23 protein-coding genes are annotated in these 26,133 nt (G+C 72.0%); 13 read left to right on the top strand and 10 right to left on the bottom strand.

The window, feature by feature from the left end:
- The first annotated feature begins 107 nt into the window (after nucleotides 1-107).
- Nucleotides 108-959 carry a helix-turn-helix domain-containing protein gene (locus tag A5714_RS16560; protein ID WP_068286846.1) on the top strand — a complete coding sequence of 284 codons (852 nt, stop codon included), beginning with the start codon at nucleotides 108-110 and terminating at the stop codon, nucleotides 957-959.
- A 20-nt stretch (nucleotides 960-979) separates the two neighbouring features.
- On the opposite strand, the gene A5714_RS16565 is transcribed toward A5714_RS16560, so the two are convergent.
- Nucleotides 980-1,582: a 4-carboxymuconolactone decarboxylase gene (locus A5714_RS16565; RefSeq protein ID WP_231975909.1), complete on the bottom strand. Its 603-nt coding sequence runs from the start codon at nucleotides 1,580-1,582 to the stop codon at nucleotides 980-982.
- Nucleotides 1,583-1,677: 95 nt separating this feature from the next.
- Between A5714_RS16565 and A5714_RS16570 the strand changes: the two genes are divergently transcribed.
- The 3 genes from A5714_RS16570 to A5714_RS16580 all read left to right on the top strand — a co-directional run bounded on the left by A5714_RS16570 (nucleotide 1,678) and on the right by A5714_RS16580 (nucleotide 4,969).
- Nucleotides 1,678-2,631, top strand: coding sequence for a LysR family transcriptional regulator (locus A5714_RS16570; protein WP_068073964.1), 954 nt, complete (start codon nucleotides 1,678-1,680; stop codon nucleotides 2,629-2,631).
- Nucleotides 2,632-2,727: 96 nt separating this feature from the next.
- A complete protein-coding gene (locus A5714_RS16575; RefSeq protein ID WP_068286853.1) occupies nucleotides 2,728-4,134 on the top strand; it encodes an MmgE/PrpD family protein in 1,407 nt (468 codons plus the stop codon).
- Between the two features lie 58 nt (nucleotides 4,135-4,192).
- On the top strand, nucleotides 4,193-4,969 hold the full coding sequence (locus A5714_RS16580) for a DUF2127 domain-containing protein (protein WP_068286856.1): 777 nt from the start codon (nucleotides 4,193-4,195) through the stop codon (nucleotides 4,967-4,969).
- Here the strand turns inward: A5714_RS16580 and A5714_RS16585 are convergent, their stop codons facing one another.
- A complete protein-coding gene (locus A5714_RS16585; RefSeq protein ID WP_231975910.1) occupies nucleotides 4,970-5,557 on the bottom strand; it encodes a CGNR zinc finger domain-containing protein in 588 nt (195 codons plus the stop codon).
- Between the two features lie 85 nt (nucleotides 5,558-5,642).
- Here A5714_RS16585 and A5714_RS16590 point away from each other — a divergent pair, with 85 nt between their 5' ends.
- The 3 genes from A5714_RS16590 to A5714_RS16600 all read left to right on the top strand — a co-directional run bounded on the left by A5714_RS16590 (nucleotide 5,643) and on the right by A5714_RS16600 (nucleotide 7,810).
- The gene (locus A5714_RS16590) at nucleotides 5,643-6,335 is read left to right on the top strand and encodes an SDR family oxidoreductase (protein WP_068286858.1); all 693 of its coding nucleotides are present in this window, start codon (nucleotides 5,643-5,645) and stop codon (nucleotides 6,333-6,335) included.
- 211 nt (nucleotides 6,336-6,546) lie between these two features.
- Nucleotides 6,547-7,002: an SRPBCC family protein gene (locus tag A5714_RS16595; RefSeq protein ID WP_068286861.1), complete on the top strand. Its 456-nt coding sequence runs from the start codon at nucleotides 6,547-6,549 to the stop codon at nucleotides 7,000-7,002.
- A 1-nt stretch (nucleotide 7,003) separates the two neighbouring features.
- Complete coding sequence (locus A5714_RS16600; protein ID WP_068286867.1) at nucleotides 7,004-7,810, top strand: SDR family oxidoreductase; 807 nt, start codon at nucleotides 7,004-7,006, stop codon at nucleotides 7,808-7,810.
- Nucleotides 7,811-7,820: 10 nt separating this feature from the next.
- Here A5714_RS16600 and A5714_RS16605 read toward each other — a convergent pair whose 3' ends face one another.
- The 3 genes from A5714_RS16605 to A5714_RS16615 form a co-directional block, all read right to left on the bottom strand.
- Complete coding sequence (locus A5714_RS16605; RefSeq protein WP_068286870.1) at nucleotides 7,821-8,552, bottom strand: class I SAM-dependent methyltransferase; 732 nt, start codon at nucleotides 8,550-8,552, stop codon at nucleotides 7,821-7,823.
- 91 nt (nucleotides 8,553-8,643) lie between these two features.
- Nucleotides 8,644-10,020 (bottom strand): adenylate/guanylate cyclase domain-containing protein, encoded by a 1,377-nt coding sequence (locus A5714_RS16610; RefSeq protein WP_068286872.1) that lies wholly within the window; start codon nucleotides 10,018-10,020, stop codon nucleotides 8,644-8,646.
- A 41-nt stretch (nucleotides 10,021-10,061) separates the two neighbouring features.
- The gene (locus A5714_RS16615) at nucleotides 10,062-10,652 is read right to left on the bottom strand and encodes a TetR/AcrR family transcriptional regulator (protein ID WP_068073948.1); all 591 of its coding nucleotides are present in this window, start codon (nucleotides 10,650-10,652) and stop codon (nucleotides 10,062-10,064) included.
- A 94-nt stretch (nucleotides 10,653-10,746) separates the two neighbouring features.
- Between A5714_RS16615 and A5714_RS16620 the strand changes: the two genes are divergently transcribed.
- From A5714_RS16620 to A5714_RS16635, 4 genes are all read left to right on the top strand, one after another.
- Entirely contained in the window at nucleotides 10,747-11,703 is a 957-nt protein-coding gene (locus tag A5714_RS16620) for an oxygenase MpaB family protein (RefSeq protein ID WP_068286875.1), read from the top strand.
- A gap of 118 nt (nucleotides 11,704-11,821) precedes the next feature.
- The gene (locus tag A5714_RS16625; RefSeq protein WP_068286878.1) at nucleotides 11,822-12,580 is read left to right on the top strand and encodes an SDR family oxidoreductase; all 759 of its coding nucleotides are present in this window, start codon (nucleotides 11,822-11,824) and stop codon (nucleotides 12,578-12,580) included.
- A gap of 136 nt (nucleotides 12,581-12,716) precedes the next feature.
- Entirely contained in the window at nucleotides 12,717-13,808 is a 1,092-nt protein-coding gene (locus tag A5714_RS16630) for an AMP-binding protein (protein WP_068286881.1), read from the top strand.
- A gap of 1 nt (nucleotide 13,809) precedes the next feature.
- Nucleotides 13,810-15,207, top strand: a complete 1,398-nt coding sequence (locus A5714_RS16635) for an aldehyde dehydrogenase family protein (RefSeq protein WP_068286886.1) — start codon at nucleotides 13,810-13,812, stop codon at nucleotides 15,205-15,207.
- Here A5714_RS16635 and A5714_RS16640 read toward each other — a convergent pair.
- The 3 genes from A5714_RS16640 to A5714_RS16650 form a co-directional block, all read right to left on the bottom strand.
- Nucleotides 15,197-15,766 carry a VOC family protein gene (locus A5714_RS16640; protein WP_068286889.1) on the bottom strand — a complete coding sequence of 190 codons (570 nt, stop codon included), beginning with the start codon at nucleotides 15,764-15,766 and terminating at the stop codon, nucleotides 15,197-15,199. The genes A5714_RS16635 and A5714_RS16640 overlap by 11 nt on opposite strands.
- Nucleotides 15,763-16,179 (bottom strand): cupin domain-containing protein, encoded by a 417-nt coding sequence (locus A5714_RS16645; RefSeq protein ID WP_068073939.1) that lies wholly within the window; start codon nucleotides 16,177-16,179, stop codon nucleotides 15,763-15,765. The genes A5714_RS16640 and A5714_RS16645 overlap by 4 nt, the downstream gene beginning before the upstream one ends.
- 80 nt (nucleotides 16,180-16,259) lie before the next feature.
- Complete coding sequence (locus A5714_RS16650) at nucleotides 16,260-17,024, bottom strand: cutinase family protein (protein ID WP_082959793.1); 765 nt, start codon at nucleotides 17,022-17,024, stop codon at nucleotides 16,260-16,262.
- A gap of 256 nt (nucleotides 17,025-17,280) precedes the next feature.
- Between A5714_RS16650 and A5714_RS16655 the strand changes: the two genes are divergently transcribed.
- Both A5714_RS16655 and A5714_RS16660 read left to right on the top strand, forming a co-directional pair.
- The gene (locus tag A5714_RS16655; RefSeq protein ID WP_068073935.1) at nucleotides 17,281-18,174 is read left to right on the top strand and encodes an SDR family NAD(P)-dependent oxidoreductase; all 894 of its coding nucleotides are present in this window, start codon (nucleotides 17,281-17,283) and stop codon (nucleotides 18,172-18,174) included.
- On the top strand, nucleotides 18,171-19,727 hold the full coding sequence (locus A5714_RS16660; protein WP_068286892.1) for an AMP-binding protein: 1,557 nt from the start codon (nucleotides 18,171-18,173) through the stop codon (nucleotides 19,725-19,727). The genes A5714_RS16655 and A5714_RS16660 overlap by 4 nt, the downstream gene beginning before the upstream one ends.
- Here the strand turns inward: A5714_RS16660 and A5714_RS16665 are convergent.
- Both A5714_RS16665 and A5714_RS16670 read right to left on the bottom strand, forming a co-directional pair.
- Entirely contained in the window at nucleotides 19,724-24,580 is a 4,857-nt protein-coding gene (locus A5714_RS16665) for a cation-translocating P-type ATPase (RefSeq protein ID WP_068286894.1), read from the bottom strand. The two genes, A5714_RS16660 and A5714_RS16665, sit on opposite strands and share 4 nt — an antisense overlap.
- Nucleotides 24,581-24,784: 204 nt before the next feature.
- A complete protein-coding gene (locus tag A5714_RS16670; RefSeq protein ID WP_068286896.1) occupies nucleotides 24,785-26,107 on the bottom strand; it encodes a PPE domain-containing protein in 1,323 nt (440 codons plus the stop codon).
- Between the last annotated feature and the right edge of the window lie 26 nt (nucleotides 26,108-26,133).

Genomic DNA, 26,133 nt, shown 5'->3' on the forward strand with positions numbered 1-26,133 from the left:
TTTCTCGAATAATCGATATAGCATCTCGAATGTTCGTGTTGACTGTAGGAATCGCGCGCTGAGGGAGTCAAGCAATTCGCGGAGCGACGTCGGCGCCGACCACCCGGGTGCTCGACGTGGTCGAGCTCCTCGCGCGGTGCGCGAACAGCCCCATCCGGTTCTCCGACGTGGTGCGGGAGCTCGATCTGACGCAGGCGACGGCGCACGCGATCCTCAAGACGCTGTGCGATCGGGGGTGGGCCAGCCGCGATCCGATCACCAAGACCTTTGCGTTGGGGCCCGCGCTCGCCGTGGTGGCCGCGCGGACCGACACGGCCCGGCCGCTGACCCACGCCGCCCGCGCCGCCGCGCTGCGGCTCTCGGGCGAGGTCAACTACCCGTGCTCGGTGGTGGAGCGCTTCGGTGATTCGTTGGCGGTCACCGCGTTCGAGGGCGAGACCGCCACGCAGCCCTCCGGCATCCCGGGCGATCGAATCCCCTACGCGCCGCCGTTCGGCGTCGCGCTCGCCGCGTGGGACACCGACGAGGAACAACGGGCCTGGATCCGGCGCGGCGCGGGCACCAACCCGGACCGCGTGCGGCGCCTGCAACAGGTATTGCAGAACACCCGCGAGCGCGGCTTCGACGTCGATTGGACGACGCCCGCGGTGGCGCAGGCGGTTCAGGCGGTCGGCACCTTGGACAGCAACGACATGCCGACACCGGTGCGCCACATCAGGGATCAGCTGCTCGTCGAGTTCACCACCATCGGCTTCCTCTCCGACGACAACCCGGGACGGCGCAAGCAGCCCGTGGTCACCATCGCGGCGCCGGTCTTCGATCGCCGCGGCCACGCGGCCCTGATGCTGGCCGTGCACCCGCTGTGCCCCCTCAGCTCGCGGCAGATCAAGGCGATCGGCCAGCGACTCACCGACCACACGGCGGCCCTCAGCGAGTCCCGGCGACCGTCTGCCTGGTGAGCGACGCGGACCGGTTTGGGCTAGTCGACTCTCGGCGCGGCGGCGTCGAACGCGTTGAGCGTCACGGCGACCATGGAGAAGCAGCCAACCAAGAACACCATCTCGGCGGCTCCGGGCACGCCGAATCGGTCGACGACGGCTTGATAGGTGGACTCGGCGAGGAACCCGCCGCGCTGGAGCGCGGCGGCCATGTCGTAGGCCACCCGCTCCTCTTCCGTCAGATCAGCGGGCCGCAGGCCCGCGGCGATCGTGGCGATCTTGGCCTTCGAGAGGCCGGCGCGGTGGGCGAAGTACTCGTGACCATAGATCGCGTAGCCGGCGCCAAAGCGCGACACGGTGACCAGCGCGACCAACTGATGGATCGTAGCGGGCAGTTGGGCGTGGTCCCACAGTGAACGGTTGAAAGCCCAAGCAGCACAACCGAAATCGGGAAAGTGTAGCCACGCGTTGAACGGGCCGAGCAACGCGCCGTCGCCGCGGACCGCGACGAATTGGCCGAACTCGCCGTCAATGACGGTGCGCATGTCGTCGTAGAGTGCTCGCTGCGCGGCGCTCAGATCGGGCGGTGCCAACAACGGCAGTCGCATCGGCCTGCCTCCTTTCGGTGGGTGGTTGTCCGCCAAGCCAATCCGCCGCGGGGGCCGCTTGTCCACGACGGATCTGCGACGACTGGTAAGCGTTGATTCCGCACCCACGTCGCGCGGCCTAAACTCGCCGCATGGAACTGCGGCAGCTGCGTTACTTCGTGGCGGTCGCCGAGGAGCTGCACTTCGGGCGGGCCGCCAAGCGCATCCCGATCTCCGGACCGGCCCTGTCCCAACAGATCATCGCGCTGGAACGAGAAGTGGGCGCCGAGCTGTTCCGGCGGGACCGCCGCGGTGTCCGGCTCAGCGAGGCGGGCCGCACCCTGCTGCCCGACGCGCGCGCCATCCTGGCCCTGGCCGACGACGCCAAGCGCCGGCTGCAGCGCGCTGCCGCCGACAGCGCTCCCGTGCGGCTGGGTTACGTCAGCTGGCTGCCCGACGACATCGGCGCGGTGGTCGGCCCCGCCGTGTCGATACGCATCGACGAGTGGGTGCTGCCCTCGCACGCGCAGGCCGACCGGGTCGCGGAAGGCACGCTGGACGCTGCGCTCACCTGGGTGACCGCGCCGCAGGCCCGGCAGCGGAGCTTGGCCGCGCACCTGGTGCGCGCCGAACCGCTACACGCCGTGCTGCCCGGCGCCGGCTCGGCGGAAGCCGTTCGCGCACAGGACGTTACGGTGCTCCTCGATGCCGACGAGAACGCGTGGTCGTCGTGGAACCGCTTCGCCGGGCAGTTCGCGGGCGACACGGGCGCGCGGGTCGAGCGCATCGGTGACGGCGGCATCACCGGGGACGCCTTCTACGGGCACGTGCGCCGGATCGGCGCGCCCGTGCTGGCGTCGCCGAAGCGGCACAACGCACCCATACCGCCCAGCCTCGGCCAGCGTCCCGTCGCCGAGCCGCTGCCGTTGTGGACCTGGTCCCTGGTGCACCGCCACGCCGACGACCGGCCCGGCGTGCACCAGCTCGTGAACGCGCTGCTGGACGCGGCGCGACACCGCGGTTGGCGGACGGCCCCGGCGCAGCCGTGGTGGATCCCGGCCGATGATCCCCACCGCGGCGAGCTCGACGGCCCCGAGCAGCGGTGAGAAGCGCGGCCTCCCACACGTAACCAACCGGTCCTGGACACCGACCCGGCGCCGACCTTTCCTGGGGTGACCACCTGGTGAAGGAGACGACCGTTCATGGCGCACCGCGACGTCCTACACGATTTGGCCGGCTTCGTCGTCGGCGCCGAGCAGGCGGACCTGCCGCCCCGCGCCCGCGCGGCGCTCAAACGCAACGTGCTCGACAGCGTCGCCTGCGCCGTCGGCTCGCTCAACGGCGAACTCATCGGGACCATCCGGGAGCACACCGACCAATTCAGCGGCGTCCCGACGGCGACGCTCGTCGGCGGCGGCCGGGCGTCGGTGGACCAGGCCGCGTTCTTCAACGCGGTGCTGGTGCGCTACCCCGACCTGCTGGACACCTACCTGACCGTCGGCGGACTGTGCCACCCCGCCGACAATTTCGGGGCGATCCTGGCGGTCGCCGAGCACGTCGGCGCCAGCGGTGCCGACTTCCTGCTGGCCCTCGCGGTCGCCTACGAGGTGCAGTGCCGCTTCAGCGCCCAGGTCCCGGTGATGGCGCGCGGACTCAATCACGCCCTGCAGCTGTCGATGTCGGTCGCGGCCGGCACGGCGAAGCTGTTGGGGCTGGACGTCGAGCGGACGGCCGACGCGATCGCGGCCGCGTCCGTGGACAACGTGTCGCTGGCCGCCGTGCATTCCGAACCCGTGTCGAACTGGAAGGGCATCTCGCCGGCGATCACCGGGATGCGGGCCATCTACGCCACCATGCTGGCCGCCCGCGGCATCACCGGCCCGGCGTCACTGTTCGACGGCCCGCACGGTTTGGTCCAGCTCTTCGACCAGCCGATCGATTTCCACACGGCCGACCGCCGCCTGACCTGCGTCGAGCAGACCTATCTCAAGCAGTACTGCTCGCTCATCCACGGCCAGATCGTCATCGACGCGATCCTGGCATTGCGCGACGAGAACGGGTTGCGCGGTGAGGACGTCGAGCGGGTCGACCTGGAGGTGTTCCAGGGTGCCTACGATTTCGCCGGCGGGGGCGCTTACGGCCCGAAGGACCGGCCGCGCACCAAGGAACAGGCCGACTACAACCTGAGGTACCTGAGCGCGGTCACCCTGCTCGACGGCGGTGTCGGCCCCGAACAGCTGGAAACAGAACGCGTTTCGCGAGACGACGTGCAGGAGTTGCTGGACCGGGTCGCCGTCACCGCCGCCGCGGACCTGACGGCGGACTACCCCCAGCGCACGGCCGCCCGGGTGCGCGTCGTCACCCGCGACGGGCGGGAGTTCACCCGCGAGCAGTCGGACTACGAGGGCTCACCCACCAGGCCGATGCCATGGGAGCGGGTGGTGGACAAGTTCCGCTGGCTGGCCGAGCCGTTCTGTGACGACGCGCTGGGCACCGCGATCGTCGCCGCGGTCGACCACCTTGACGAGGGCCCGATCACGGACCTCACCGGCCCGCTGGGGGCGGTCAGTCCGACCGCCCGTGGGGCGCGCAGCAGGGTGCGGTTCTGACCGCCCGCCGCCGCGCGGCCTTGCGTGCGTCGCCGCCCGCACTGAATGATCGGGGGCCATGCGCAACGATCGGGGCGGCAACCGGTGGGAGTTGGCCACCTGCGGGCTGCGGGGGCACGTCACCTATGCCCCCGACGACGCGGCCCTTTCCGACCGGCTGAGCGGCCATACCGGTCTGGGCCCGGTCTGGCGGTGCCTGCGCTGCGGGGAGTACACCCTCGGCGAGCCCGACGGCCGCGGCCCCGCCGATGACGCCCCGTTGATCATGCGCGGTAAGGCGTTACGCCAGGCGATCATCATCCGGGTGCTCGGGGCCGAGCGCTTCCTGCGCGCGGTGCTGATCGGCATCGCCGCGTATGCGGTATGGAAGTTCCGGGGAGCGCGCGGGTCCATCCAGGCCACGCTCGACCGGGACCTGCCGCTGCTGCGGGCCAGCGGCTTCAAGGTCGACCAGATGACGGCGGTGCACGAACTGGAAAAGGCGCTGGCCACCAAACCGTCCACGCTGACGCTGATGACGCTGGCGCTGACCGCCTACGCGCTGATCGAGGTGATCGAGGGCGTCGGCCTGTGGATGCTGAAACGCTGGGGCGAGTACTTCGCGGTGATCGCGACGTCGGTGTTTCTGCCGCTGGAGGTCCACGATCTGCTCAAGGGAATCACGATGACCCGCGTGGTCACGTTCAGCATCAACGTCGCCGCCGTGGTCTACCTGCTGATCTCCAAGCGGCTGTTCGGGCTGCGCGGCGGCCGCAAGGCCTACGACGAGGAGCGCCGCGGCGAGCAGTTGCTCGACGTCGAACGGGCCGCGGCGACGCCCGCGTCGGGCCAGTAGTCAGGCCGGTGCGCCCCGGGCGCGCCGGCGCGCCCGCGAGGCGCGCAGGTTGGCGGCGTTGCCGCAGGTTCTGACGTCGTGCCAGACTCCGCTGTTGTTCTTCGAGCGGTCGTAGAAGGTCGACCCACAGCGATCGTTGTGGCACCGCTTGATCCGCCGCCAGGTGCCGGCGTGCTGACTCAGCAGGATCTCCCCCCATAGCGCCGAGGCGAGCCACCGCCACCCGGCGCCACTGGGCTCCAACCGCACCTCGCCCTCGTCGGACACGAACAGCGCGGCGGTCACGGAACCGGCGCCCCGGCCGGCCGGGGGTTGGGCCGTCACCAGCTGCGCGATGGTCGCGCGCACCTCTCGGAGTCTGGCCAGGTCCGCCTCCCCGAGCGCGGGCGGCTGCGGGTCCGCGCCGCGCAGCGCCGCCCAGGCGCCCACCGCGGCCGCCACCCAGTCGCGCGCCAGCGCCGCGTCGGACAACAGGTCTGGACCGTAGCCCTCGATGCCGGCCGTATTGAGGAAGTCCTGGACCAGGCCGAGGCCGCCGGGGGCGGCGACCAGACCGAACCGCTGTGAGGCAGGCCACGGAATAGACATAACTAAAACTTACTTGTCTATGTCGCACACGTCAACTATGTTGACAGAACTCAAACGGTTTCACTTAAGTCAAGGAGGTCGGGACATGGTCAACGTCAAGGGAGCGACAGTCGTGGTCACGGGCGGACAGCGCGGGCTGGGTAAGGCGATCGTGGAGGAGTTCGTGGCTCGCGGCGCGGCCAAGGTGTACGCCACGGCGCGGTCACCGAAGCCCAGCGCGGACCCGCGGGTGGTGAGCGTGGAGCTGGACGTCACGAAGGAGGAGTCCGTCGCCGCGTTGGCGGCCACTGCCGCCGACGCCGAGATCGTCGTCAACAACGCCGGGGTCTCGGGCGCCATGGCGTTGCTCGACAGCGACCTCGACGAGGTGCGCGGAATCTTCGAGACCAACTACATCGGGGCGCTGCGAATCGCGAAGGCGTTCGCGCCGATCCTGGCCGACAACGGCGGCGGTGCGCTGGTCGACATCCTGTCGGTGCTGTCCTGGCTGGGCGGTTCCGGCGGCTACGGCGCGTCCAAGGCGGCGCTGTGGTCGGCCACGAACTCGCTGCGCATCGAACTGGAGAAGCAGGGCACCCAGGTGACGGGCGTGCACTTGGCCCTCACCGACACCGAGATGGCGGCCGATTTCGACGTCCCCAAGAACGACCCGCGTGACGTCGCCCGAGCCATCGTCGACGGCCTCGAGCGCGGCGACGTCGAGGTTCTCGCGGACGACATCACCCGCCACGTCAAGTCCGCGCTGTCCGGACCCGTCGAGGCTCTGCGGTTCGGCTGAGTCGCCTGGAAGCGGTCTGTCCGAAGTGAAACCCCGTGCGGGGCCGGCCGGCCTTGCGGTGCCACGCCCAATGGTGGACTTGCCGCACTTCGGACAGACCGCGGTATGAGGCTGCCAGCGTCGCGGCGCCGGCGCTATGGCCGAAAGTCCTCGACCGAGCGGGTCTTAAGTCACCTGCCCCCGGCACGGGCGGGCGTGTTTGGATAGCCCTATGCCGGACTCCGAAGAACGCATCGTCAGCGCCACCCGCGTCATCTCGGCCAGCGCCGCCCGGATCTTCGAGCTGATCGCGGACCCGGCGCGGCAGCCCAGCTGGGACGGCAACAACAACCTGGCCTCGGCCGAACCCGGCCAGCGCATCCGGCAGGTCGGCGACATCTTCAAGACGACGCTGACCAACGGGGCCGTCCGCGAGAACCACGTCGTGGAATTCGTCGAGGGCAGCAAAATCGCTTGGCGCCCGGCCGAACCGCGCCGGCAACCGCCCGGCCACCTGTGGCGCTGGGAGCTCAGCCCCGTCAACCCCGAGCTCACCACCGTCACCCACACCTACGACTGGTCGAGCCTGACCGACACCACGCGCCTGGCCAAGGCGCAGGCGACGACGGCGGACATGCTGCGCGAGTCCATGGACCGGCTGGCCGTACTGGCCCAGTCGGAGGCCTGAGGTGGCCCTCCCATCGCCCGGACCCGGCCGCGCGGCCATCGTGACGGGCGCGTCGTCGGGCATCGGGGAACAGTTCGCCCACCTCCTCGCCCGCGCTGGCCATCAGGTCGTCGTCGTGGCGCGCAGCGTCGACCGCCTCGAGGCGCTGGCCGCCCGGCTGGGCGCTGCGGCGCACCCGCTGCCGGCCGATCTGTCTGATCGAGCGGAACGGGCGGCGTTGCCGGATCGGGTCGCCGCGCTAGGCCTGGTCCCGGACATCCTGGTCAACAACGCCGGCTTCTCGACGGTGGGCGTCGTGGCGAAATCGGTTCCGGAGCAGGAAATCAAGCTGGTCGAGGTCGACGTGGCGGCCGTCGTCGACCTGTGCAGCCGGTTCCTGCCGGGGATGGTCGAGCGGCGCCGCGGCGCCGTCTTGAACGTGGCGTCGGTGGCCGGGTTCGGGCCGCTGCCGGGCCAGGCCGCGTACGGCGCCGCCAAGGCGTTCGTCTTGTCCTACACCCACAGCCTGCGCGGCGAGCTGCGCGGCACCGGCGTCACCGCGACCGCCCTGTGCCCCGGGCCGGTCGACACCGGATTCGTTGAGACGGCCGGTTTTTCGAAGCAGGAGGCCGAATCGGCCCTGCCGCGCGTCATGTGGGTCCCCGCCGACAAGGTGGCGCAGGCCGGGATCGACGGCCTGGCGGCCGGCAAGGCCGTCGTCGTTCCGGGCCGGGCCAACAGGATCGCCGCGGGCTTGTTCCGGGTGGCGCCCCCGGAGCGGCTGCTGCCGCTGCTGATGCGCGCTCACCCGGCGTTCAAGAGGGGCTGACCCGACCGGCTCAGGCCAGCTTGGCGCGCACCCACTGGAACGTGCCGAGGTTGTTCACCCGCACGCTGGCAAAACCGTTGTCCTCCAAGATGTCGCCGATCTCGTCCTCGCCGAACACGTGCGCGCCGAGGTGGGGCAACCGCTGCGCCCAGTGGGCCAGCCGCCCCGCCGTCGGAACCATGAGGGCCAGCCTGCGGCCGGGGCGGAGCACCCGCGCGATCTCGGCGAGAGCCACCGCCGGTTGCGGGACGAGCTGCAGCACGGCCGTCGACACCACCGCGTCGACGGTGTTGTCGCGCAACGGAAGTCGCTGCGCGTCCGCCTTGATGAACCCGACGTGGGGGCCGGCTTCGTTGCGGACCGCGCGCTCCAGCATCGGCTCGGAGATGTCGACGCCCAGCGCCACCCCGGCGGCGCCGGCGGCCCGGGCCAGCGACGAGGTGACGTTGCCCGGACCGGACCCGACGTCCAGCGCCGTCCCGCCCTGCGGAATGTTGAGCCACTCGATCGGCAGCTGCCAGGCGCCGAGCCGGCGCGACAGCGCCTGGGCGTTGTCATACAGCATCGACCCGAGCGGCGACGCCCATGCCGCCTGGATCGGTCCGGTGTTGCGCTCGACGTCACCGTCGGGGCCCAGCAGGTCGAGGTAGCCCTTGCTGACGTCGGGCTCCACCGGCGGATCGGCGAGCAGGTCCAGCGCCCGCCGCAGCGCCGGGGGCAGCGAGATGTGCACGTCGGTCATGCGTACTCCTTTGCTCAAATGTCAAGGTGCAGGCCGGAACACGGCGGAACACCGCCTCGCGCTCAGCCTACGCCGAGCGGTCGTGGGCCAGTCAGCGCCGGACGGCCGCCTGGTCGCGCACCAGGGAGTACAGGCGCCAGTGCCCCGGCACGCCCTTGAGCGTCGTCTCACCACGGTCGCCGAACCGGTGCCGAGAGCCGGTGACGATGTCGCGCAGCGTGGACGACACCAGCACCTCGCTGGGCCCGGCCTGCGCGGCCACGCGTGCGCCGATGTGCACGGCCATGCCGGCCACGTCGGCGCCGCGCACTTCGACCTCGCCCGCATGGATGCCGACGCGCACCTCGATGCCCAGCACCTGCACCGCGTCGACGATGGCGTCGGCGCACGCGATGGCTGCGCTGGGGCTGCTGAACGTGGCGACGAAGCCGTCGCCGGCGGTGTTGACCTCGCGGCCGGAGAAGCGTTGCAGCTCGTGGCGGACGACGGTGTCGTGGTTGTCCAGCAGGTCGCGCCAGCGGTGGTCACCGAGCAGCGCGGCCCGTTCCGTGGAGCCGACGATGTCGGTGAACACGATGGTGGTGAGCAGCCGCTCGGTGTCGGAGCCGCCGCGCACGCCGGTGATGAATTCCTCGATCTCGTCGAGGACCGGGGCGGTGTCGCCCACCCAGTACAGGGCGTCGGCACCCGGCAATTCGACGAGCCGGGACCCGGCGATGTGCTCGGCGAGGTAGTGCGCGTGTTCGACGGGGCTGAACGCCGGGTTGTCGCGATGCAGGATCAGCGTCGGGACGGTGATCCGTGCGAGCCGGTCGCGGACGTCGCCCTCGCGGACCTTGTTGATGAAGGCGCGGGCCATGCTCGGCGACGCGGCCCGGTTCCCGGCCATGTCCCACCAGGAGCGGAACGCGGCGTCGGCGGCCACGGACGGCGCGATGATGCCGAGCATGTCAAAGCCCTGCTCGACGGCGTCCGGCTCCATGCCGATCGAGGTGAACCGATCGGCGGCCTCGAGTTCGGAACCGATCGGGTAGTCGGGACCGCGCAGCGTGCGCGCGGCACCGTTGGCGATCACCAGGCTGGTCACCCGGTCGGCGTGGTCGGTTGCCAGCACGACGGCGGCCAGCGTCGTGAAGCCCGGAGCGAACACGGTCGCGCGCTCACAACCGACCGCGTTCATCACCGCGATGGCGTCGTTCGCCCAGGATTCCGGGCCGAGCATGTCCAGCGACGACACCCGCGAGGAAAGGCCGATGCCGCGCTGGTCGAACCGGATCACCCGGGAGAACGCGGCCAGCCGGCGGTGAAAGCGGTACATCGAGGGCTCGAGGTCCACGCAGTCGATCGGGATCAACGGGCCCGGCAGCACCAGCAGGTCGATCGGGCCATCGCCGAAGACCTGGTAGGCGATGTCGATCTCGCCGCAACTGGCATACCGGGTCCGCGGCGCCGCAGAACTCCCAGCCACGGGTCCCAGGCTAGTGCAGGCCCCCGACAGCCGGCAGCAAACTAGCGCTCGATGATGGGGACCAGGTAGCGGGCGGCGTAGTCGCGGACGGCGACCGGGTCGGCGATGTCGAGCCGGTCGGTGGGAAACACGATGATGCCCAGGGCGACCCGCAGCAGGACGTCGGCGATGTTGTCCAGGTCCGGCCCGGGGTTGCGGGCTCCGCAGCGCCGCAGCGTGTGGGCGATGCCGTCGGCGAACTGGCGGATCGGGAAGACGTGCGAGCGGGAGAACAGGCCGAATACCTCTGGCTCGCTGTCGGCGAGGCGCGAATACAGCGGAGAATCACCGACCAGCCGCACGCCGAGCGCGAACGCCTCGACGACGGCCTGGCGGGGGTCGCAGCCGGCGGTCGCGTCGTCGAGCGTGCGGAAGAACGCCGCCGCCTCCCGGCGGATCACCTGCGCGAACAGCGCGTCCTTGGTGGGGAAGCGCCGGTAAACCGTGCTGCGGCTGACCCCGGCGCGGGCCGCGACGTCCTCGATGTTGGCGCGACGCACGCCGTACGTCTCGAACACCACGCGGGCGGTGTCCAGGATGGTCCGGTCGAGATCGGTGAGCGGCTCCGTGCCGTCGAGCACGCGGTTCTGCACGGGGGGAAGCCTCCTCGGGGACGCGCCAATGCTAGCTTGAAACAAAGATACTCTTTTGTGTCATTGATTCGGCGCAGGCCGTCAGGAGGTGGGTATGGACGCCCCGCAGGACCGGCGCCGCGGCGCCGGCGCGCGTTTCGACAGCGGTGTGCGCGAGGCGGTCCCGATGCCGATCGACCACCCGGCTGGCGAGCCGGCGGCCGCGCCGCGGCTGGGACCCGACTCGTTGATCTGGAAGTTCTACGGCGACAACAGGACTCAACTGTTCGGTTTCCAGCGCACCGCCGGGGTGGAGAACTGCATCGAGCAACTCGCGCAGGGGGTGCTCGACCACTCCGTGGTGTTCAGCGACACGCTGGGCCGGGCCAGGCGCACGGCGCCGCCCCTGATGAAGACCGTGTACTCCGACGCGCCCCACGAATGGGGCCGCAAGGTCCGCGACTTCCACACGACGATCAAGGGCACCATCAGCGACGGATCGCGCTACCACGCGCTGAACCCCGAATTGTTCTACTGGGCGCACGCCTCCTTCGTCGACCAGGTCATCTACAACGTCGACACGTTCATCCGGCGGCTCTCGCGCGCCGAGAAGGAGCAGATTTTCGACGAGGGCAAGGTGTGGTACCGCCTCTACGGGGTCAGCGACCGCGGGCAGCCGCAGACCTACGACGAGTTCCTCGAGTACTGGGACGAGATGCTCGAGCGGTTCGTTCCCCACAAGACCGTGCTGTACGGCACCGGCTACATCCGCAAAGGGATTCCGGGCCCGCGGTGGCTGCCCCGGCCGGTGTGGGCCGTGCTGTCGGCCCCGCTGAACGCCTACACCCGGCTGGTCCTGGTCGGCACCCTGCCGCCGCAGATGCGCGAGGTCTGCCAGCTACCGTGGGACGGCAAGCGGGAGAAGCGATTTCAGCGTTTCGCCGCCGTCATGCGGGCACTCAATCCCGTCGTCAACCGGCTGCCATTGCGCCTGGTCTACACGCCGTGGGCGGCCGACGCGTTCGTGCGCGCGGGCGTCGATCCGCGCCGCCGGTTCAACCGCGCGCCGTAACGGCCGCCGCCACCGGCGGGCGCGCGCAGGCCGGTGTGGTTACCCGGGTCGCCCAGCGGGCATCCGCTACGACGGCGCGGCTACGACGGCGCGGCCCAACCACGAGAGGACACCGGCGATGCAGATGACGGGCAACACTGTGCTGGTCACCGGTGGCGGCACCGGAATCGGCCGCGGCCTGGCCGAGGCGTTCCACCGGCTGGGCAACGAGGTGGTGATCGCAGGCCGGCGCCGCGAGCCGCTGCGGGAGGTCGCCGCGGCCAACCCCGGCATGCAGTACCTGACCCTGGACCAGGGCGATCCCGCCGACATCCGACGGTTCGCCACCGAGCTCACCGACCGCCACCTCGAGCTGAACGTCCTGGTGAACAACGCCGGGATCCAGCGGGTCGAGGACCTCACCGGCAGCACCGTCGGCCTGGCCGAGCAGACCGTGGCCATCAACCTGCTCGGCCCGCTGCGGCTGATCTGCGCCCTGCTGCCGGCGTTGCAGCGACGGCGCCACGCCGCGATCCTCAACGTCACCTCCGGGCTGGGGTTCATGCCCAGCGCCCTGACGCCGACCTACTGCGCCACCAAGGCGGCGCTGCACTCCTACACCCAGTCGCTGCGGTTCCAGCTGCGCGGGACCGCGGTCCAGGTGATCGAGCTGATCCCGCCCCAGGTGCAGACCGGCCTGCAGGGCGACCGGGGATTCGACCCGAAGGCCATGCCGCTGCAGGACTACATCGACGAGACCATCGCGCTGCTGCAGGCCAACCCGCAGGCCGACGAGATCGTGGTCGAGCGCGTCAAGGCGTTCCGCTACGCCGAGCGCGACGGCACGTTCGACGACATCTATCCGCGGTTCAACGAGGCGGTCACCGCCGGGCGGTAGGCACCGACCGGCGGGCGGAGGGTGCTGAACGCCGCGTGCACGGCAGTGAAACACCTTGTGAAGTAGGCGAATCCGGCGTCGCCGGCGTCGGCACGGTCGTTGGCGTCACCGTCGGTGATGCGACAGGATCGAAGCTATGGCCGACATCGACTTCTCCGTGCTCGACGTGCCGAGGGCGGCGCCCGTCGACGACCCCGACGCCTACCTGCGCGCGGCCATCGCCTGGCACTTCGGCGAGGACACCGGGTCGCCCTTCTGGCTGCGGACCGCCCGGACGCTGGATTTCGACCCGCGCACCGACGTCCGCAGCTACGCGGACCTGCGGTTGTTTCCCAACCTGCTCGGCGAGCTGCGCGGCGCCAAGGTCGAGGACCTGATTCCGCGCGGATACGGGTCACCGCCTCCGGTACCGCAGATCTTCGAATCCGGCGGCACCACCGGCGCGCCGAAACGCACCGTGCAGCTCCCCGATTGGGTCACGCAGGTGATCGATTGGCAGACCGAGGATTTCGCCTCGGGCGGCTTCGTGCGCGGCCGGGGCTTCCTGTGCCTGATGCCCAGTGGCCCGCACGGTGTCGGGTACTTCTCCCGGCGGGTAGCGGAGCGGCTGGGTTCGGTGTTCCACGCGATCGACATCGATCCCCGCTGGGTCAAGAAGCTCGCCGCCCGTCAGGCGGCGACCGAGGTGGCGGCCTACGTCGACCACGTGGTCGAGCAGGCCGCCTTCGTCCTGCAGACGCAGGACGTCGCCAACCTGCACGCCACCCCGCCGCTGCTGGAGGCCATCGCCCGCGACGACCGGCTCGTCGACCTGGTCAACGACAAGATCCGCTACCTGCTGCTCAGCGGCGCGCACGTCGACGCCGACACCCTGGACCTGCTGCGCGACATCTTCCCGGCGACCACCATCACCATGGCGTTCGGCAGCACGATGGTGCTCTCCCAGGCGGTCACGCGCGCCCTGGACGACGCCTTCGTGTTCGACCCGCGCACCCCGTACGTGGTGTTCTGGGTGGTCGAACCCGACTCCGGCGAGCGGGTTCCGTACGGGCAGGTGGGCCAGGTGGTGATGAATCACGTCAGCAAGGGCATGTTCATCCCGAACAACCTCGAGCGTGACCTGGCGATCAGGATGCCGGGCCCGGCGGGCCAACTCAGCGACTCGGTCAGCGAGGTGCGCCCGGTCGCCACCTTCGAGGGCGAAGCCGTCATCGAGGGCGTCTACTGAGATGACCGATCGACCCGCCGCGGCGACCGCCGCGCTCTCGATCGACGCCCTCGGCCCCGCGGGGCAATACCGGACCCGCAACCGGGCGGTGATCACCAGCACCGCGGGCGAGGCGGTCGCCGAGCTCAGCATCGTTCCGCCGCTCTACATTTCGCGGGCACTCGCGGCGCAGCGCAAGGTCGCGCCGCTGCCGGTGGCGCACCGCGCGGCGGCCCTGGCGGGCGCCGCCGACGCCTTCGCCTCGCAGGTGATCGCCGGGCTGGACTTCGACGACTACGTCGCGCTGGCCAGCGACATCGCCGGGCTGCCGATCGCGATCACCCGGGCCGGGGCGTGCGGCGTCGCGGACTCGGTGGCGCACGCCTTCGACGCGGTGCAGCCCGCGCGGCCGGTCGGGGCTCAGCTCGATTGGCGGCAGGGCCGCGAGCGCGCGGCCTGGGTGCGGCGCGGTGAGGTGTTCGCCGTCCACGCGGCGGGCAACGGCCCGGGCGTGCACGGCCTGTGGCCCCAGGCGCTGGCGCTGGGGTACCGGGTGGCGGTGCGGCCGTCGCGGCGTGAACCGCTGACCGCTCACCGCCTCGTGCAGGCGCTGCGGCAGGCCGGGTTCCGCGCCGAGGACGCGCTCTACCTGCCGACCGAGTACGCCGGTGCCGACGAGCTGATCCGGTCCGCCGACATCGCGATGGTCTACGGCGGGCAAGACGTGGTGGACAAGTACGCCGACGACCCGTCGGTCCTCGTGAACGGTCCGGGTCACACCAAGATCCTCATCACCGCCGAGCAGGACTGGCGCGAGCATCTCGAGGTCATCGTCGACTCGATCGCCAACCTCGGGGGCATGGCCTGCGTCAACGCCACCGCCGTGCTCTACGAGGGCGACCCCGGGCCGCTGGCCGCAGCCATCGCCGAGCGCCTGGCGGTGCTCGAGCCGTTGCCCAGCGCCGACGAGCGCGCGCGACTGCCCACCCAGCCCCTCGAGAGCGCCCGGTCGCTGGCGACGTATCTGGCGGGCAAGGCGGCCGGTTCGACGCCGCTGCTGGGCGCCGACCAGGTGGTCGCCGAGCTCGGCGACGGCTACGCGGCGCTGCGCCCGGCCGTGCACCTGCTGGCGGAGCCGGACGTGGACCGCCTCAACCTGGAGCTGCCCTTTCCGTGCGTGTGGGTGGCCCCCTGGTCACGCCACGCCGGCGTCGCGGCGCTGTGCCGCTCGCTGGTCGTCACCGCGATCACCAACGACGAGGCGCTGATCGACGCCCTGCTCGCCGAACCGACCGTCGGCAACGTGTACTGGGGCCCGCACCCGACCTGGCGCACCGCGCCCGACATCCCGCACGACGGGTTCCTCGCCGAGGCGTTGATGCGCACCAAGGGCATCGTGAGGGGTTCGGTCAAACGCTAGGCGGCGCGTCGGCGTCCGGCGGGGGCACCAGCGTCGGCGGGACCAGCTGACCGGGCTGGGGCCAGTTGCCGAATGCCTCGGCGTAGCTGTGACTCATCACCTCGAGCACCGTGCCCCACGGGTCCGCGGCGTACGCCAGCGTCCACGGCCGGCCCGGCACGAAGTCGTACGGCTCGGCCAGCAGCGTCCCGCCGTGCTGCACCACCCGCTCGATGAGGGCCGCCACGTCGGGATGGGTGAGGCAGAGGTGCCACAGGCCGTGGCGGAACCACGGCGCCGCCTCGCCGGGCGGCGGCGACTGTTCGGTGGGCGGGTCGACGAACTGGAACAGCTCGATGCCCACCGAGTTGCCGGTGAGCAGGTGGGCCTGCAGGGCGCGGCGGAACCGGCCACCGAACACGGCCGCGGCCTCGCCGTGTCCCGCCGCCTCGAGCACCCGCGGCCCCATGATGCAGCGAAACCCGAACACCGTGCCGTACCAGTCGATCGCGGCGTGAATGTCCGGGACGGTGAGCCCCAGATGGTTGACGACCAGCGGGGCCGGCGGGTGCTCGCTCACCGGATGGTCGAAAACTGCTCGGGATGCGGCTCGTAACCGATGTCCTGCACCGCGCCCACGCCGCTGAAGACGTGCAACACCTGGGTGGTGTCGCCGCTGACGTTGCGGAATTCGTGCCAGTTGCCGCGCGGCACCACGAGGAGCTGGCCCACCCGCATGTCCAGCGTGTGTTCGAAGTCCTCCGTGAACTGCAGGCTGCCCTTGAGCGGAACCACCATCATGTCGGCGTGCGGGTGCCGGTGCATGTGGTGGATGAACCCGGGCGGGAAGGTCAGCAGGTCCGCCACGATCGCCGGGGTCCCGGTGAGCTCGGCGCTCAGCAGGTGCTGGTTGACCTGATGCTCGGTGATATCCCACCGCATGAACACCTCGGTAGGAATCTCGTCGAAGGTCAGCAGCTCAACGTTCGCCATCGTCAGCTCCGATCTGACCCGCCGGCCGGCCGGGCGGCGGTGTCCCGCGGGCAGCGTTACCCGCAGAGAGCGTAGTCAGCTCAGCTGCCGAAGCCACCACCGGTGGAGCCGACCGCCGTCGCCGCGGGCGGCGGGCCGCCCACACCGAGGCGGCTGGCCGCGAAGTCCACGCCCTTGTCGATCATCGAGCCGTCGTCGGCGTAGGTGTTGTGCGCGGAGAAGTTGAGCCCGTCGGAGCACACCGGGTCGTCGGTGGCGCACACCTTGAGCGTCTTCGCCTGGTACAGCGGGCCGATGACGACCGGCGGCTCGTTGAGGAAGTTCATCGCCCGGGTGTTGGGCGTGCCGAACAACACCACCGAGGACACGTGGTCGGCGATCGCCGGGTCCAACGGCTTGGGCACGGTGGTGGGGTCGATCCCGTCGGGCACGGCGGCCGAGGTGACGAAGCCCATCACGGCCGCCCCCTGCGAGTAGCCGCTGAGCACCATCTTGGTGTTGGGGCAGTCGTGCGCCATCGACACCACGTGCGCACCCGCGTCGCGGACGCCGTCGATGCCGGTGGCCCACTGGTCGCTGGCGGGGTAGTTGACCGGATACACGTCGAACGACTTGTTGCCGACGCGTTGGTGCAACGCATCGACGAAAGCCTGCCCGGTGGGGCCGACGCCCGGCGCCTCACCGGTGCCGCGGGCGTAGACGACCTGAACGTCGGGGCACTGCGCCGCGGCGGAGGGAAGCAACGAGCCGGCGAGCAGCGAGGCGCCGACACCCGACGCCGCCACCGCGGCGGAGCCAACGAAACGCGTTATTTGACGTGCGATCATGCCGCAACTTGTGCCCACCGCCGCCCCCACCTAAACCGGGCGGTCGAAGAAATTACGCGGCGTTCACAAACTCCTCTCACGCTGCTCTCACGGCCGCCGGTAGTGCCCGCTGACCTGGGCCTGCGCGCCGAACCCCAAAGGCCGACAAGCGGCGGCCGGGCCGGAGAGCGGCGGGCCGCGGCGGTGTGGTCTGCTTGCTGTGGTTTACGAGCCGAGCCCGCGGTGAAGCAGAAGCCGCCCTCGGCAACCCCTCTCGAGTGAATGCGGCGGCCCAGTGAACGCACTAGCTCAACCTCTCGGCGCGGCGCTCGTCCGGGCGGTGAACCTCGTCGCCAACCCGGCGCGGATCTCGGACCCGGACCGGTTGCGCATCGCCGTCTCCGGCAAGACGGCCCTGGTCACGGGCGCGTCGTCCGGCATCGGCGAGGCTACGGCCCGTAGCCTGGCGGCCGCGGGCGCCCACGTGCTGCTGGTCGCCCGCACCGAGGACAAGTTGTGCGACGTCGCGGCAGCCATCAACGCCGGCGGCGGCCGCGCGACGGCCTACCCGACCGACCTGGCCGACGAGTCGGCCGTCGCCACGCTGGCCAAGCGGATCACCGAGCGGCACGGCGCGCTCGACGTCGTGGTGAGCAACGCGGGCAAGTCGCTGCGCCGCTCGCTGCATCAGCAGTACGACCGGCCGCACGATTTCCAGCGCACCATCGACGTCAACTACCTGGGGCCGGTGTGGTTGCTGCTGGGCCTGTTACCCGCCATGCGAGACAACGGCGGCGGCCACATCGTCAACGTGTCGAGCGTGGGCGTGCGCGTGGCGCCGGGCCCGCAATGGGGCGCCTACCAGGCGTCCAAGGGGGCGTTCGACCGGTGGCTGCGCAGCGTGGCCCCGGAGTTGCACGCCGACGGGGTCGCCGTGACGTCGGTCTACTTCGCGCTCGTGCGCACCCCGATGATCGCCCCAACGCCCGTCCTCGGCAGGCTGCCGAGCCTGTCGGCGGAGGAGGCCGCCGACGTGATCGCCAAGGCGCTCATCGACCGGCCGCGCACCAGCGAGCCGCCGTGGCTGCTGCCGGCCGAGCTGGCTTGCGTGGTGCTGGCGGGCCCGGCCGAGGTGGCTGCGCGGCTGTGGTACCGGCGCGCGGTCGGCGACGCGGAGCGCGGCCGATGACCGGTACCGCGGTGCTGCCGACCGCGGCCCGTGCGCTCGTGCGCTCCGGACTGCTGACGCCGCCGTCGCCGGCGGCCACGATCCGGTTGCTGCGCGCCGCGCGCCGCGGCGGCACCAACCCGTACACGCTGCTAGCGGTCGCCGCGGCCCGGTGGCCCGACCGGGCCGCGATCGTCGACGACGACGGCGCCCTGAGCTACCGCGAGCTGCAGCTGCTCATCGAGTCGGTCGCCTCCCGCCTGCCCGGCGTCGGGCCCGGCCGGGCCGTCGGGGTGCTGTGCCGCAACGGGCGCGGTTTCGTCGCGGGAGTCTTCGCCGCGGCGCTCGTCGGCGCCGACGTCGTCCCCGTCAACACCGAGTTCCGCGCCGACGCCCTGGCGGCCGCGCTGCGCGGCCACGGCATCGGCACCGTGGTCGCCGACGCGGAATTCGCCGAGCACATCCGCGCCGCCGACCCGGCGATCGACGTCGTCGACCCGGCGACGGTTCTACTGGACCGCGCCGCCCGGCCGCGCGTCGCCGCGCCCGGGCGGATCGTCCTGTTGACGTCCGGCACCACCGGCACCCCCAAGGGCGTGCCCCGCGACCCGGAGCTGCGCTCCGCGGTGGGCGTCTGGGTCACCATCCTGGCGCGCACCCGGCTGCACACCGGCTCACGCGTCTCGGTGGCGATGCCGATGTTTCACGGGCTGGGGCTCGGCATGGTGATGCTGACCGTGGCCCTCGGCGGCACGGTGCTGACCCAGCGCCGCTTCGACGCCGAGGCTGCGCTGGCGCAGGCGTCGCTGCAGCGGGCCGACGCCTTCACCGCCGTCCCGGTGGTGCTGGCCCGCATCCTCGAGCTGCCCGAGCGGGTGCGCGCCCGCAACCCGGTGCCCCACCTGCGGGTGGTGCTTTCCAGCGGTGACCGGCTCGACCCCACGCTGGGCCAGCGGTTCATGGACGCCTACGGGGAGGTGCTCTACAACGGCTACGGCTCGACCGAGGTCGGCATCGGCGCCCTGGCGACGCCGGCGGACCTGCGCGAGGCGCCCGAGACCGTCGGGCGGCCGGTGGCCGGCTGCCCCGTGCGGATCTTCGACCGCGCCGACCGGGCCGTCGGCCCCCGCGTCATCGGCCGGATCTTCGTGGGCGGTGGGCTGGCGAGCAAGGGGTACACCGGGGGCGGCGCCAAGGCCGTGGTCGAGGGCATGACGAGCACCGGGGACATGGGCTACCTCGACAACGCGGGCCGGCTGTTCATCGTCGGGCGCGAGGACGACATGATCATCTCCGGCGGCGAGAACGTATACCCGCGGGCCGTCGAGAACGCCCTGGCCCAGCACCCCGCCGTCGCCGACAACGCCGTCGTCGGCGTGCCCGACGAGCGGTTCGGCCAGCGCCTGGCGGCCTACGTCGCGTTGCAGCCCGGCAGCGAGATCGACCCGCCGGGGTTGCGGGAGTACCTGCTGGGCAGGGTGTCCCGGTTCGAGCAGCCCCGCGACATCCACATCGTCGCCAGCATCCCGCGCACCGCCACCGGCAAGGTGGTGCGGCAGGCGCTGTCCGGTTAGCCCGGTGCGGGGGTCTCGCCCCGGCCGGGTTCCAGGGCGGCCACCTGGCGGGCGAGCCAGTTCGGCGCCAGCACCGAGATCGCGGTGGCGCCCGCGGTGGACCCCAGCACGCCGGTCCAGGCGACCGGACCCAGCGGGGTGCAGCCGAAGAACTGGCTGATCACCGGGGTCTGGATGATGCCTACCAGGACACCCGCGCTGCCCAGGGCGGTCGCCACCACCAGCGGGCTGTGGCGCCGCGTCAGCAGCGTCTGCGCCAGCTGCGTGGTGACCAGGGCGGTCAGGCCCATCGTCGAGGTGCGGCGTTCGGTGCCCGGCGTGTAGCGCCCGATGGCCCACGCCGCGGTCGCGCCGGCGGAGGTGACGGCGCCGCGGGTGATGATCTGGCGCATCAGCGGGGCGTCGAGGGACGGCGTGGGACCGGTGAGCACCACCTGCTGGTGTGCGCGCCGAGCCGCCTCGGCGGCCTCGGGGGAGTCGTAGTCCGCCACGTCGGGTTCGACGTATTGCGAGGTCACCGCGACGGCCAGCGCGGGGAACATGTCGGTGAGCAGGTTCACCAGCAGCAGCTGGCGGGTGCCGATCGGCGCGCGGCCCTGCCCGAACGCCGTGCCGATGATCGTGAACAGCACCTCGCCGACGTTGCCGCCGACCAGGATGGTGACCGCGTCGCGCACGCCGGCCCACATGCTGCGGCCCTCGACCAGGGCGTCGAGCAGCACGCCGAGGTCGGAGTCGGTCAGCACGATGTCGGCGGCGCCCCGGGCGGCCGACGAGCCGCGCCCGCTCACCCCGATGCCGACGTCCGCCATGCGAATGGCGGCGGCGTCGTTGGCACCGTCGCCGACCATCGCCGTCACCCGGCCGCTGCGCTGCAAGGCGGCGACGATCTGCACCTTCTGTTCGGGGCTGACCCGGGCGAACACCTGCACGTCGGCGACGAACTTGGCGGAGGCGTCCTCGTCCAGGCCGGTGAGTTCGGCCCCGGTCACCACGCGCACGTCCGCCGGCAGGCCCAGCTGGCGGGCGATCGCGCGGGCGGTGACCGGGTGATCGCCGGTGATCAACACGACGTCGCGGTGGGCGTCCACCAGCGCCTCGATCAGCGGGCGGGCCGACGCGCGCGCGGTGTCGGCCAGACCGACGTAGCCGAGCAGCTCGAGGTCGTGGGCGGCGGCGTCCACGGCGTCGGCGTCGGTGCCTTCGTCGGTCACCTCCCGCTCCCAGCCGCGCTGCGCCACCGCCAGCACCCGCAGGCCCTGCTCGGCGAGGCCGTGCACCACCGCCTCCGCCTGGCGCTGGTCGGCTTCGGGATCGGCGAAGCGGCAGCGCGGCAGGATGACCTCGGGGGCACCCTTGAGGATCAGCACCGGCGCGGCCGGCCCCGACTCGCCGTTATCCGACGTGCCGATCGCCGCGGCGAAGCCGCGACTGGACTCGAACGGGACTTCGGCGAGCATCGTCCAGTCTCCGTCGCGGTGCCCGTTGAGCGACGCCGCGGCCGTGACGATGGCCTCGTCGGTGGCGTGCGCGTGCCCCTGACCCTCCTGCGGCTGCGTCGACGCGCGGGCCGCGGCCCGGACCAGCGCGCCGGCCTCGGGGGAGGTCAGCTCGGGGAACGGGTCGTGCGGGTCCACGCCGACCGGCACCGCGCACACCAGGCGCAGCCGGTTCTCGGTGAGCGTGCCGGTCTTGTCGAAGCACACGGTGTCGACCCGCCCCAGCGCCTCGATGGTCCGCGGCGCGCGGACCAGGGCGCCGCGCGCCGTCAACCGCTGCGCCGCGGAGAGCTGCGACAGGGTGGCCACCAGCGGCAGCCCCTCGGGGACCGCGGCCACCGCGATCGCCACGCCGTCGGCCACGGCTTGGCGCAGCGGCGCCCGCCGCAGCAGCGCCAGCACCGACACCGTGGCGCCGCCGGCCAGGGTCAGCGGGAGCACCTTGCTGGTCAGCTCACGCAGGCGGGCCTGGACGCCGGCCGCCGTCTCGACGTCCGCGACCGCGGAGATCGCGCGGTGCGCGGCGGTGCCGACGCCGGTGGCCACCACGATGGCCCGGGCCCGCCCGGCGACGATCGTGCTGCCCTCGAACAACATGCTGGCGCGGTCCGGGTCGTTGACGGCGACGGGATCCACCTGCTTGTCCACCGGCAGCGATTCGCCGGTGAGCAGGGACTCGTCGACCTCGAGGTCCTCGGCGACCAGCAGGCGGGCGTCGGCCGGCACCACTTCGGGCGCCGCCAAGTCGATCACGTCGCCCGGCCGCAGCGATTTCGCGGACACCGTGGCGGTGCGGGTGGCGCGCTGGGCCGCCTCGAGCCGGCGCCGGGTGGTCGCGACGGCCGGAACGACGACGCGGCGCACCAGCTGGTCCTGCTCGGCGAACAACTCGGCGGCCGCGGCTTCGGCCCGCAGGCGCTGCACGCCGCCGGTGATGGCGTTGACGGTCATGACGCCGGCGACCAGCAGCGCGTCGACGTTGCTGCCGACGATCGCCGACGCGGCCGCCCCGACGGCCAGGATGGGCGTCAGGGGATCGGACAGTTCGGCGCGGGTGGCCGAGGCCAGCTGCACCAGGTTGTTGACGGGCCCGCGCAACGGCGCCAGCGCCGGGCTGTAGGACAGGTCGTCGAGGCGCCGCCGCCACGACGGGCCGGCGCTGTCGACGGCCAGCGGCTTGGCCCCGCCCGCGAGCCGCGAGTAGACGATCTCCGGATCCAGGGCATGCCACGCGGTGAGCGGTTGCGGGGTGGGGTCGGGCAGCCGCAGCACCCGGGTGGCCGAGAAGGAGCCCGCCAGCAGGGCGGTGGCCGCGGCGGCGTTGACCGGGTTGAGCCAGCGCCGGAAGCTCACCGGATTGGTCGACGCCGGCTGCTCCCCGGTGACCAGCAGCAAGCCGGCCAGCGTGGTGCCGCCCTGCGCCAGGTGCACGGCCGATTCGCTGGCCTGCCGGGCCACCGGGATCGCCGAGAGGATACGCACCGCGTCGGCCAGGTCGGTGCCGGTGATGATGTCGGCCGTCCACGCCGTCGCGGCGCGCGGATCGTCAAGCGCCACACTGACATCGGCGATGGCAAGCGCCGCCAGGGTGTCCGTGGAGGCGAAGTCCCGGTGCAGCGCGGTGATCAGCAGCACCGGTCCGCGGTCGGCACGCAGCTCGCGCACCACGTTGAGCAGCGGCGTGCCCGGCGGATGCGTCGCCGCGACGCTCGCGCTGAGGTCCTCGGTGCCGGCGACGTGGCGCAGCACCACCCGCGCGCCCGTCCGGTTCGCGGTCTGGAACAGCGGAATGGCGTAGGGGTCGACCTCCCAGCCGACGTCGACGCTGCCCACCCGCTCGCCGTCCACGATCAGGTCGGCGCGTTCCAGGCCCTGGGCCGGCGTCGCCGACGGCCCTTGCGAGGGAAGCCATTTGAGCCGCGCCCCGGTCGCGGGCAGCTCGTCGGGGTCCGGCTCGGGCGCCTGTTCGCCGTGCAACAGCGCGTCGACCACCTCATAGACGCGGTCGTCGTCCCAGCCGGGCGCCTCGCCGTGGACGCGCAGCACGGCGCGGTGATCGCCGCGCAGCGCGGCGCCGTCGATCACGACGACCTTCACCCGGTCCAGCCGGCGCAGCGCGCCGGGGTCGAGGACCAGTTGCCCGTCGTTGGCCAGGCCGCGACCCAGCACCGCCGCGAACGCCTGCCGGCCCATGTGTGCGGCCCGCGGCACCCCGGCCAGGATTGCGCCGGCCGCGTCTTCGGTGCCGCCGCCGGCCACCAACGCGCTGGCCGCGGCGATCAGCGAGCCGTTGGCCGCCGAGTCGACGTAGCTTTCCACCGGACCGGCCATCGAGCCCTTCGCGGAGTCGATCGCGACGTCGATGGCGCCGCTGACCACCACGTGCGACGCCTCGCCCGCCGCGGCGGCGGCCCAGCTGTGCCGCGGTTCGTGCTCGCGGGTTCCGGCCGAGGAGATGACGGGCACCACCGGCGCCTGGGGCCGGTCCGGCGTGGCCAGCGCGGGTTCCCGGTCGCGCCACACCCGCCGGTGCGCCACGGCCTCGGAGACCTGCAGGCTTCGCTGCACCATGTCGAGCAGCGGCGTGCCGAACGCCTGGGTCAGCCCGTTGGCCGCGGCGGTCGTGGCGCTGAGCGCGATGTCGGCGCCGACCCGGCCGAGCCGGGATTCCAGGATCGCCACCATGCGCGGCTGGTGGTTGATGAGCGCGGCCGCGGCGCGGGTGGTCTTCGGTGCGGCGGGCAGGCGGGTGACCAGACCCGTGACGGCGACGCTCATCGCGACTAGGTCCATGGCCGCGGCGGTCAGCGGCACGAGCACGGCCAGCGGGTTGCCGGGATCGGCGAAGGGCGCCGACGCCGGCCCCGATTCGGGTCGCGGGGTCCCGATGTCGGCGGCCACGGTGGTCACCGCGTCGCGCACCTCGTCCAGGACGTCCCCCGGGTCCGCGTCCTCGCTGAGCTCGACGACGAGCCGGCCGAGGGAGCCCTCGACGTGTGCCTTCGCGACCCCCGGGATGCGCCGGACCGGTTCCTCGACGACGGCCGAGTATTCGTGCCAGCGCGGGAACGGCAACAACGGGTCCAGGTCCAAATGGACGCGCCGGCCACTTTGCCAGCGCACCGGCGGGGTGACGGGAGCGATCGACCCGTCGGTCGCGCCGCCCAGGCCGATCGCCCGGCCGGTCGTCTGTGCGACGGTCTGCACCACCGGGCCGGCGAGTTCCGCGACGGGGCTGGTCAGCGTCTGCAGGGCGCCGGCCGCCCCGGCCGCGGTAGACACCCCCGCCCGCACGACCTGAGCTGCCCCACCGGCCACTCCAGCGACGACGCTGGCCACGCCCGGAATCTTCACTCCGTCACCCTTCGATTACGTCTACCGCGCCTAATGTTCGTGGCGTGTGAAGAACCTGTCCACATGTGAGCCGGGAGGCAAACCATGCGACGACACCGATGACGATGCAGGTCGGGCTTCCGGTAGGTATCAGGGCCGCTTCCCTGACCGAAATCTTACCGTTTTGGCAGCCCGCCAAACCCGCCCGCGAAGGCGCGACGCGGGTCACCGCCCGAGCAGACGGTTCTTCTGCTCGAGGAATTCCTCGTCGGTGATCAGGCCTTCGTCGCGCAACCGGCCCATGTCGCGGATCTCCGCGGCGATTCCCGTCACGACGGTGCGCGCGCCGGAGTCCTCGTCGCCCTCCGGTGCGGGCGCGGCGTCCTTGGCCGGCGCGGCCGCGGCGGCGGGCACCCGCTCGCGCTGGCGGAAGGTGTCGGCCACCGTGCGTCCGGCCAGGCTGGATAGCGCGAGTTCGCCGACCCCGGTGCTGGGGGCCGCCGCCGCCGCCTGTTCGCCGAGGCTGAACGCCGGCAGGGTCAGGGCGATCGGGCGCACCGCGGGGGTCGCGGCCGTCCAGGTGGGCGGGACAGACAGCGCGCCAACGGAATTCGCCTCGCCCACACCGGCCGTCGTCATGCTCTGCGCCACGCTGGGGGCCGACGCCGGGACCGGGCCCGGCACGTCGGCCGCCATTTTGGGTGTGACCCCCGCGTCCGCCCAGCCGCTGATGATGTCGTCGGTGTGCAGACCGGTCTGCGCTCCGACCAGGTCGATGGGCAGCGAGATGACGGCCAACGGCGATATCGGCGCATCGATGCCGAAGGCCACCGCGTCGGCGCCCAGGTCCAGGAGATCCAGCGGTGTGAGCCCGTCAAAGACGTCGGAATTGAAGAGGCCACCCAGGGACGTCGCGTTGGACGCCGGTTGCACCGCGGCGTTGGACACCGCGCTCTGCACCTGACCGGCCGACGTCGCGCCGGCTTGGGTGATGGCGCTCTGCTGGGCCCCCACGCCTCCCGCGTTGGTGTTCTGCTGCGGGCTGGTGAACGGCGTCATCTGGGTGGCCGACGCGGCGGTCGCCGAGTAGCCATACATCGCGACGGCGTCCTGGGCCCACATCTCGCCGTATTCGGCCTCGGTGGCCGCGATCGCGGCGGTGTTCTGCCCCAACACGTTCGTGGCCACCAGCGTCGCCAGCTGCGTGCGGTTGGCCGCCACCTCCTCCGGCGGCACCGTCGCCGCGAAGGCCGCCTCGTAGGCGCCGGCGGCGACCCGGGCCTGGCCGGCCGTCTCCTCGGCCTGGCCGGCGGTGCGGCTCAGCCACGCGACGTACGAGCTCGCGGCGGCGGTCATCGATACCGCCGACGGGCCCAGCCACGCGCCGGACGTCAGGCCCGTCACCACCGCGGCGTAGCTGTTGGCCGCCGAATACAGTTCGGCGGCCAGCGTGTCCCACGCCTCCGAGGCGGCGAGCATGGGACCCAAACCCGGGCCCGCGTACATGAGACCGGAGTTGACCTCGGGCGGAAGCGTCGCGAAATCCACTGCCGGCACGCCTTATCCGACGATCG

The organism is Mycobacterium sp. E2462 (genome assembly GCF_001672685.1).
Classification (GTDB): Bacteria; Actinomycetota; Actinomycetes; order Mycobacteriales; family Mycobacteriaceae; genus Mycobacterium.